We start from the raw sequence: 9,018 nt of genomic DNA on the forward strand, positions 1-9,018 counted from the left end.
GTACCACTAAAGGAAGTATTTTCGGGAACATCTTCATATACACCGGTTACCTTTAATACAAGGTGACGGTTATTGTCCATCTTCACCAGCTGGTCCATCGGGTCTTTATCGCCAAACAATGCGGTGGCCAGGCTGGCAGACAGTAATATGGATGCCGGTTCTTTCAGGCCGTTGCGCGTGCCTTTCAACATTTTGAGGGTATACATTTCAGGGCCGCCGGGCTCTATAAAAACACCGCTCCTGGTAAATTTTCTATCTCCTGCTGAAAGGGTATGTATGCCATCGGCGGCCATTACCACCTGTTTGAAATCGTCGGGATAGGAGCTGCGCAGAGTGGCTGCCAGGGGAATGGGTAATGAATTAAAAGCGCCTCCCTCATTGCCCTTCGTCATCCGTTGCCACACTGCTGCAATACGGTCGTAATTGGCGTGGTATTTATCATACGACAATTCATTCCATATCCATAGCCCGATGAGCATTGTTACCGCCATACCGGCAGATAAACCGAAGATATTGATGAACGAAGTGCCCCTGTTTTTCAACAGGTTCCTAAAGGCGATTTTCAGATAATTCCTGATCATGGCAAGGCGGATTTAATAGACACCCTAAAGACACAAGAAAACCGCCATAGTTGCACACCCTTACCCACAAAGGATTTCAGGGAATGCACACTACTTTCTTTGTCCGGAAATGGACAATAAACGGCCGGAAATGAACATCAGGAAGGCTGTTGAAGGATTACGCAAACATCCTCGGCGTCTCTCAGTGCAAATTCAAGTGCGCCCCAGGGTTGCAGCGTAATTTCGGATAAATTGGGATGCAGCAGTTCAGGGTGGCTTCCCTTCACCAATGCATATGCCGCTTCTATATCGTCTGTTTCGAGTCTTATCTGGGGCCTGTCTTTGATCGCCCATTCATGGCTTTCCACCAGGTGGATCACCAGCGTGTCCCGCTTGATAATACAAAAAGGCTGTTCTGCATTATCATCCCGGTAAGCCACTGAAAAACCCAACGTATCCACAAATAGTTGCAAGCCCACATTCATATCCGAATAAAAGATATTCGGGATCAGTTTGGTTAATTGCATAAGATCAAATTTTACAGGAAAGTAAATAATAATTCGTCAATTCAGTAGCTTTGAAAGCATGAAAGATTACAAAAAACATTTTATACTCGCGGCGCCGCCGGAAGAAGTGTATGCCGCACTTACCAATCCCGCTACCATCCAGTTATGGACGGGCGAAGTAGCGGAAATGTCGACAGAGCCGGGCGCTGAATTCTCATTATGGGAAGGTAGTATTGTGGGTAAGAACCTGGAGTTTGAACAGGACAAAAAGATTGTGCAGCAATGGTATTTTATGGAAGATGAGGAAGAGGAAGAAGAAACCCCTTCCATAGTAACTATCAAGCTGCATCCATCTCCCAGGGGCACAGATGTGGAATTGAAACATGTGAATATACCGGATGAAGCTTATGAAGATATTATTGCCGGCTGGAATGAACAGTATTTCGGCTCGCTGATAGATTTTTATAAAGATTAAAATAACGGATAGCTGCCCGGCATGTGTCCACATGCCGGGCAGGATGTTATTCTCTTGACTGGTAAGGGAAGCTGCTGTCCAGCCATTCAAAATTCATTTCTTTCTCTACAATTTCATGCAGGGCCACATTGGTCAGTCTTCCAAAGTCATACACCGCTTCCACGATCCCCGCCTGGCGCGGCGTAAGATAAGGTGCATGTGTACGCAGGAAGTTGCGGCAATTCTCTTTCATATTGCCATGAGCAATCAGGGAGGGATTCCCGGGATCCAGGTCTGTTACCGCTTCCAGCATTTGCAGGAAAATAAAATCCTGCAGGTTCTTGGCCAGTATGCAGGCTTCATTGGAATCATGAAACACCTGTACAATGGGTACATCGTCACCGTTTTGCAGGTTATAGTAAAAAGCAAACCAGTCGCCGGCGCCGTTCATGGCAAAAGGTACAAAGCGGTGTACCGGGTCTGCAAAAAGCAGTCCTTCATCCATTTCCTCGTCTACCGTGGAGAGAGCCATTATTTCAAGATCGTTGGCGTATAGCAGTAAAGGCGGTGCGGTTTTGATGGCGGGGTATACCTTATCCAGCCAGTTTTCTCCAAACTCGCCCCAGTTCAGCATACCATCCTTATATAATTGTTTGTACAGCGTTGGATAGGTAAACCCGTAGTCCTTTTCAATTTCCTCCAGCATAGATTTTCTTTTAGCATCCCGAATGTCCCGGCAAAATAGCTAAACTTTCGGAAAAACCTGTTCATTCTGTCGCTTCAGCGGGTTCATGATGAAGGAGAGCAGGCTGCCGTCTTCTTTTAGCTCCACCACCCGGAAGCCATGATAGCCTACGCCCCAGCTGCCGCCAACATGGCCGTCGAACAGGAAGGGAATGGGGCAGTTGTCGAGCATCTTTACACTGTCCTGGTCATGGTCATGCCCGTTAAAAATGGCCCGGATATTCGGGTATTTGCGGATCAGCGCCTGAAATTCCTTACAATCCAGGCCATTATCCGTCCATTTTACGGGGGTAATATGTAAGAAGATGAATATATTCTGCGCCGTTTTGTATTCCTCCAGTTTACGGGCAAACCATTCCACATCCGGACAGATATACTTTCCTTTCTCATCCGCCGTATTGCCAAGCAGGATCACGTGGTTGCCCATCACTATGTCGTGATTCAGGGGCATTCCCCATGCCTGTTCCCAGGCAGCGGCCGGTACCATGTCGTGGTTCCCGTGGGTGACCAGCAGTTTGGGATGCAGCTGTTTTAGTTTAGCGGCTGCCGGCAGCAACAGGGCCGGATCATTGTGAAACACATCTCCGTTGAGCGTAAAAAACTCGCAGGGGTATTGCCGGTGGTATTGGCGGAAGGCGGTTTGCAGGTCCAGGAAATACTGGTCGTAATTGGTTTTAGGCTCCCCGTAGTGCCAGTCGGACCCTACGGCAAAGCGAAAAACGGTTTTACTGTCGAAGTGCCGTGGAGTGACGGCCTTTACTATCTTGCCGCAGGCAGAAATAACTACTGCTGCGGATACTCCTTTTAAAAACAGGCGTCTGTTCATCATAAAATAAAAATAAACTTTCCGGGTAGTCAATTATTTCATTGCCAGATGCTTAACCAAAAGATAAAATTATATATCCATACAACAAATTCAAAACTTTCAATCCGTTCAGAAAGAATTGTAATAATATTGTTAAAGTGTGTCAAAACAAACAATTTATTCTACCTGCATAATCGTTTTGATTGTAACTTTGCACCTCGAATAAAAATGGGGTTATGTTTAGAAGCAAGAGTACAGCTGGAACAGGTCCGGATGTGGTTTTAATCGGCGCCGGGATCATGAGCGCCACCCTTGGAATGCTCCTGAAAGAGCTGGAACCCGGGTTAACCATTGCAATTTTTGAACGACTGGACGTGGCAGCTGCGGAAAGTTCCGATGCATGGAACAATGCAGGCACAGGACACTCCGCATTTTGCGAGCTGAACTACACGCCACAGAAACAGGATGGATCAGTAGACATTAAAAAAGCGGTGAACATTGCAGAGCAATTTGAAGTGTCACGCCAGTTCTGGGCATACCTGGTAGAAAATAACATCATTTCCAATCCACAGGATTTTATACAGCCTGTTCCCCATATGAGTTTTGTTTGGGGAGAAGAAAACGTGGATTACCTCAGAAAACGCTACAACGCCCTGCAGCAGTGCCATCTGTTTAAAACGATGGAGTACTCTGAAGATCCGGAAAAGCTGAAAAACTGGATGCCCCTGGTAATGAAAGGCCGCGACGCATCCCAGAAAGTAGCGGCTACCCATATGGGAATGGGTACAGACGTGAACTTTGGCGCGCTGACCCGCGCTTTGTTTGCCCATCTCGAAAAAATGGAAGGTGTAAGCATGCACTTTAACCACGATGTGCGCGACTTCAAAAAAGAAGACGACGGCAGCTGGACCATCAAGGTGAAGAACCGCGGTACCCGCGAGAAACAATCCGTCAACACTAAATTCGTATTCATTGGCGCCGGCGGCGGTTCCCTGCCTTTGCTGGAGAAATCAGATATCCCGGAAGGAAAAGGTTTCGGCGGTTTCCCGGTAAGCGGACAATGGCTGCGTTGCAATAATCCCGAAATAATTGAACAGCATAAGGCCAAGGTATATGGCAAAGCCTCTGTGGGCGCGCCTCCTATGTCTGTGCCACATCTTGATACCCGTATGATCGACGGACAGCGCGCACTGCTGTTTGGCCCTTATGCCGGGTTCTCCACCAAGTTCCTGAAGAACGGCTCTTTTATGGACCTGCCTTTATCTATCAAAGCCAATAACATCGTACCCATGGTGTCTGCCGGCCTCGATAATATTCCGCTCACCAAATACCTGATTGCACAGGTAAGGCAAAAGCCGGAAGACAGGCTGGAAGCCCTGAGGGAGTATTTTCCTGAAGCCAGGATGGAAGACTGGGAACTGGAAATTGCCGGGCAGCGTGTACAGGTAATCAAAAAAGACCCTGAACATGGCGGTATCCTGGAATTTGGTACCGAAGTAGTTAGTGCTGCCGACGGCTCCATTGCTGCCCTGCTGGGCGCCTCCCCTGGTGCTTCTACCGCTGTTTCCATTATGCTTAACCTGCTGAAACGCTGCTTTAATAAAGACGTGGAAACAGAAGCATGGCAAATTAAATTGAAGAAAATGATCCCTTCCTACGGACAATCACTCCTGAATAATCCTGCCCTCTGCGATGAACTGCGTGCATGGACCACACAGGTGCTGGAGCTCCGTGAAATGGAAGTAGCCTGATAATATTTTCCTTAGTTGGATATTTTATCCCTTTCCCCAGGGATAAAATATCCAACTAAAAAACTACCAGCTTCCGGTAAAATCAGCCCATCCCGGGCCATTTTTTTTATAGATATTTATGTGGATTGAAAGAGAACGGCGCGTTAAGCGCTTATTTTTCTACCGGTTATGCAATCGTTTGCAGAACCAATAACACCTTCCACATATGTTTATGAAAAAAATGACGCTATTCCTGGTGATGCTCTTATCCACAGCGCTTCTGCACGCACAGCACACCCTTACCCGCGACCAGCGCATGCAGTGGTGGCGGGAAGCCCGTTTCGGCATGTTCATCCACTGGGGCGACTATGCCGTACTGGCTGGTAACTACAAAGGCCACCAGGTAGGACGTGGTGGCGAATGGATCATGAACCGGGCTAAGATACCGGTACTGGAGTACCAGCAATTCGCCAAACAATTCAACCCCGTTAAATACGATGCAGACGCCTGGGTAAAAACAGCCCGCGATGCGGGCATGAAATACATTGTGATCACCGCCAAGCACCACGATGGTTTCGCTATGTTCAAATCTGCCGCCAGCAAATGGAATATTGTTGATGCAACGCCATACGGTAAAGATGTATTGGCGCCATTGGCCGCCGCCTGTAAGAAATACGGCATTAAACTGGGCTTTTATTATTCACAGGCGCAGGATTGGAACAATCCCGGCGGCGCCGCTGCCCGCAAAGTAGCCACAGAAGGCTGGCCCAACCCGGACTCTGCCCGGATAGACGCCTATACGCAGGCACATAGCGGCCACTGGGATCCTTTGCAAACCTCCGCTACCATGTCGGACTACATAGATAAAGTAGCCGTACCACAGGTAAAAGAGCTCCTCACCAATTATGGAGAAGTAGCCGTGCTCTGGTGGGATACCCCTACCAATATGACAGATGAATATGCCCAAAAACTACAGGATGCACTGAAGCTGCAACCCAATATCATTACAAACGACCGCTTAAAAAGACCTAACTTTCCCGGCGACTATAAAACACCGGAACAAAAGATTCCCAACCAGTCGGAGCTGGATGGCCACGACTGGGAAACCTGTATGACCATGAACGGTACCTGGGGATATAAAGATTATGATCACAAATGGAAAAGCACGGAAACGCTTATACGAAACCTGGCAGACATCGCTTCTAAAAACGGCAACTATCTCCTCAATGTAGGCCCGGATGCCCTGGGTCAGTTCCCGGAAGGCAGTATTAACGCACTGAAAGGCATTGGTCAGTGGATGAAAGTAAACGGCGCCTCCATTTATGGCACACAGGGAAGCCCGTTGCCTGTCCTGCCCTGGGGACGTTGTACCCAAAAAGTGAAAGGTAACATCACAACGCTTTACCTGCACGTTTTCAACTGGCCGCCTGATGGGAAACTGCATGTTCCCGGCATAAAAGGAAAAGTAACCAACGCACGGCTGCTGGCAAATAATCAACCACTCAGCACCACCGCCAACGGCGATGAACTGGTGATCAATGTTCCCGCCACGGCTTTGGACAGCATTGATACGGTGATAGTGGTTACATTTTAGCGGTGATCGCCTTCGGCGATGCGGAAATTGTCTGACTCAGGATTATGATGATTATAGTGATTACCTGGATTTTGACTTTTGGGATTTTTGAAGGATTCTGGGAGATATGAGCGAATATTTATCCGCTGATATCTCCCCAATTTTTTAAGAAAAAAAACTCTTCGCTTTTATCTCCCAAAATCCCTAAAAATCCCAAAAGTCAAAATCCAGGTAATCACTATAATCATCATAATCCTGAGTCAGACAAAATCCGCTCTTATCCCGCTATACCGCCCAGCATACTAAAGAGGATGATGCCCAGTACCAGGAGGGTGATTCCTACGTACAGGAAATCTTTCTCCACTAAAAAAGCGATCACGGAAAAGGCTATACGAATAATGGGAGTGGCAATCAGCAACACAATCCCCAGCTGGATAATGTTCATGCCTTTGTTTTCCATTACGCCCTGCCAGATACCAGGCAGGCTGGTGAGCCCTTCCCTTACACCTGTGAAATCAGCATAGGAAGGCTGTTCATGCCCGTGGCGAACAAGATAGATCACTCCGCCAATGAATACGATGATACTGGAAACTATAACGCCTATACGAAGTTGCTTGCCAATAAGCTGCTGAACATCCCTGTCCTGGAAATATTTTGATAATACCTGTTTCATGGCTATAGTTTTCCGGTGATACCATTGTAGATCATCTGCAGCGCCAGGCAACCGATTACTACGCTAAAGACTATACGTAACCATTTTACATTGGCACGTGTCAGCAAACGGGAGCCTGCAAAAGCGCCGGCCAGTACGCCCAATACAACCGGCATACACAACCCCGGGGAAATATATCCCCGCTGCAGGTATACCACCGCGCTGGCAGCAGCTGTAACGCCGATCATAAAATTGCTGGTAGTGGTAGACACTTTAAAGGGAATACGCATAATGTTATCCATGGCCAGCACTTTCAGCGCTCCGGAACCGATGCCCAGCAACCCGGACATTACGCCGGCGAAGGTCATCATAAAATAGCCGCCGGGCACATGATGTACCTTGTAATCAATTACCCCATCGGCAGAAGGATAGCTGCCATTGAGCCGCAGTTGCTCTGCAGCTTTACTGGCGCCTTCACCTGTAGCAAATGCCACTTTTTTACGGAACGACATCAGGGAAGAAAAAATAAGGACCAGGCCAAAAATGATGGCCACTATATTGGTGGGCATGTATACTGCTATCAGTGCGCCTACCACAGCCCCGGTGGTGGTGGCAATTTCCAGGAACATACCCAGCCGGATGTTGGTAATACCTTCTTTCACGTAGGCGGAAGCGGAGCCGGAAGAAGTGGCGATGGAAGCCACCAAAGCAGTACCAATGGCATACCGGATATCGGCATGGAACACCAGGGTTAGCAGGGGAATGATCACAACGCCGCCTCCCAGACCGGTCAGCGATCCCAGCAGCCCGGCCATAAAGGCTCCGCAGAGGAGGATCAGGGTGAATGATAAAATCGTCATAAGATGGTTTGGTTGGTTTTAGACCGGATACCCGGTAATTACAAGTATTGCCTGGTATCTGATGTTTACAAAAGTAAGCAGAATATGATTCCCGTAATCCGGCAATCTATAAGTAACTTGCAGCCTGACAATTAATTGTTTTTTATGATAAAGGTGGGTGAATACAACCTGTTAAGGGTGAAAAAAGAAGCTGATTTTGGGGTATACCTCGAAGGCGTAGACCAGGAAATCCTGCTGCCGGCAAGGTTTGTGCCTCATGGTACCCGTATAGGGGATGAACTGGAAGTATTTCTTTACCACGATTCTGAGAACCGGCTGATTGCCACGACCCAGCGCCCCTACGGGATTGCAGGGGATATTGTAATGCTGAAAGCAGTGAGCGTTACCAAACAGGGCGCTTTCCTGGATTGGGGGCTGATGAAAGACCTGTTCGTGGCATCTTCGCAACAGCTTACCCGCATGGCGCCCGGACAGGAATACCTGGTAAAAATATACATCGATGAGCTTACCGGCCGTATTGCTGCTACAGAAAAAATTGACCGTTACCTCAGCAATGAAAATCTCACCGTACAGGAAAAAGACCAGGTGAACATGGTGGTATACCGCCGTACCGATATCGGTTATGTAGTGATCATTAACAACCTGCATACAGGTATACTGCATCACAGCGATCTGTTCCGGCCTGTAGAAATAGGTGAAAAGTTAACCGGCTTTATCCGCCAGATCAAAGACAATAAAATAGATGTGATTGCCGGGAAACCCGGGTTTAACAAGGTGGAAGACGAATCGGGGAAAATTCTCCGCCTGCTGCAGGAAAACAATGGATATCTCCCTTATCATGATAAATCCTCTCCGGAAGAAATCCAGGAGTTTTTTGGCATGAGCAAAAAAACATTCAAAATGACCATTGGCAATCTGTACAAACAACGGAAGATCGTGTTTACACAAACAGGCATTAAATCGGAAGAAGAAGATATATAAAAAGCTGCAGCCGGCAGATCCTTTACGGTATTTGCCGGCTGAAACATTACTGGCTTTCATTCGCTCCTGCAATCGGGAAACTCATCAGGAAACTGGTTCCCTCTCCCAATTCGCTATCCACTGCAATAGTACCTTTGTGCTGCAGTATAATAT

At 47.7% G+C, this 9,018-nt stretch carries 10 protein-coding genes; 4 read left to right on the plus strand and 6 right to left on the minus strand.

The window, feature by feature from the left end:
• Positions 1-581, minus strand: a 581-nt coding sequence (locus VIM72_RS25890) for an ABC transporter permease (RefSeq protein WP_332005719.1), incomplete at its 3' end; no start/stop codon positions are given.
• A gap of 137 nt (positions 582-718) precedes the next feature.
• Positions 719-1,087: a hypothetical protein gene (locus VIM72_RS25895; protein WP_332005720.1), complete on the minus strand. Its 369-nt coding sequence runs from the start codon at positions 1,085-1,087 to the stop codon at positions 719-721.
• A gap of 58 nt (positions 1,088-1,145) precedes the next feature.
• Between VIM72_RS25895 and VIM72_RS25900 the strand changes: the two genes are divergently transcribed.
• The gene (locus VIM72_RS25900; protein ID WP_332005721.1) at positions 1,146-1,541 is read left to right on the plus strand and encodes an SRPBCC domain-containing protein; all 396 of its coding nucleotides are present in this window, start codon (positions 1,146-1,148) and stop codon (positions 1,539-1,541) included.
• Between the two features lie 46 nt (positions 1,542-1,587).
• On the opposite strand, the gene VIM72_RS25905 is transcribed toward VIM72_RS25900, so the two are convergent.
• Positions 1,588-2,226: an SMI1/KNR4 family protein gene (locus VIM72_RS25905; protein ID WP_332005722.1), complete on the minus strand. Its 639-nt coding sequence runs from the start codon at positions 2,224-2,226 to the stop codon at positions 1,588-1,590.
• A gap of 39 nt (positions 2,227-2,265) precedes the next feature.
• A complete protein-coding gene (locus VIM72_RS25910; RefSeq protein ID WP_332005723.1) occupies positions 2,266-3,093 on the minus strand; it encodes a metallophosphoesterase family protein in 828 nt (275 codons plus the stop codon).
• Positions 3,094-3,305: 212 nt separating this feature from the next.
• On the opposite strand from VIM72_RS25910, the gene VIM72_RS25915 reads away from it, so the two are divergent.
• Entirely contained in the window at positions 3,306-4,820 is a 1,515-nt protein-coding gene (locus tag VIM72_RS25915; RefSeq protein WP_332005724.1) for a malate:quinone oxidoreductase, read from the plus strand.
• Between the two features lie 205 nt (positions 4,821-5,025).
• Complete coding sequence (locus tag VIM72_RS25920) at positions 5,026-6,393, plus strand: alpha-L-fucosidase (protein ID WP_332005725.1); 1,368 nt, start codon at positions 5,026-5,028, stop codon at positions 6,391-6,393.
• 256 nt (positions 6,394-6,649) lie between these two features.
• Here VIM72_RS25920 and VIM72_RS25925 read toward each other — a convergent pair whose 3' ends face one another.
• Positions 6,650-7,045, minus strand: coding sequence for a DUF1634 domain-containing protein (locus VIM72_RS25925; protein ID WP_332005726.1), 396 nt, complete (start codon positions 7,043-7,045; stop codon positions 6,650-6,652).
• Positions 7,046-7,047: 2 nt separating this feature from the next.
• Positions 7,048-7,884, minus strand: coding sequence for a sulfite exporter TauE/SafE family protein (locus VIM72_RS25930; protein WP_332005727.1), 837 nt, complete (start codon positions 7,882-7,884; stop codon positions 7,048-7,050).
• A gap of 144 nt (positions 7,885-8,028) precedes the next feature.
• Here VIM72_RS25930 and VIM72_RS25935 point away from each other — a divergent pair, with 144 nt between their 5' ends.
• Positions 8,029-8,865 carry a CvfB family protein gene (locus VIM72_RS25935; RefSeq protein WP_332005728.1) on the plus strand — a complete coding sequence of 279 codons (837 nt, stop codon included), beginning with the start codon at positions 8,029-8,031 and terminating at the stop codon, positions 8,863-8,865.
• Positions 8,866-9,018 lie beyond the last annotated feature (153 nt).

It is taken from the genome of Chitinophaga sp., assembly GCF_036569185.1.
GTDB lineage: Bacteria > Bacteroidota > Bacteroidia > Chitinophagales > Chitinophagaceae > Chitinophaga.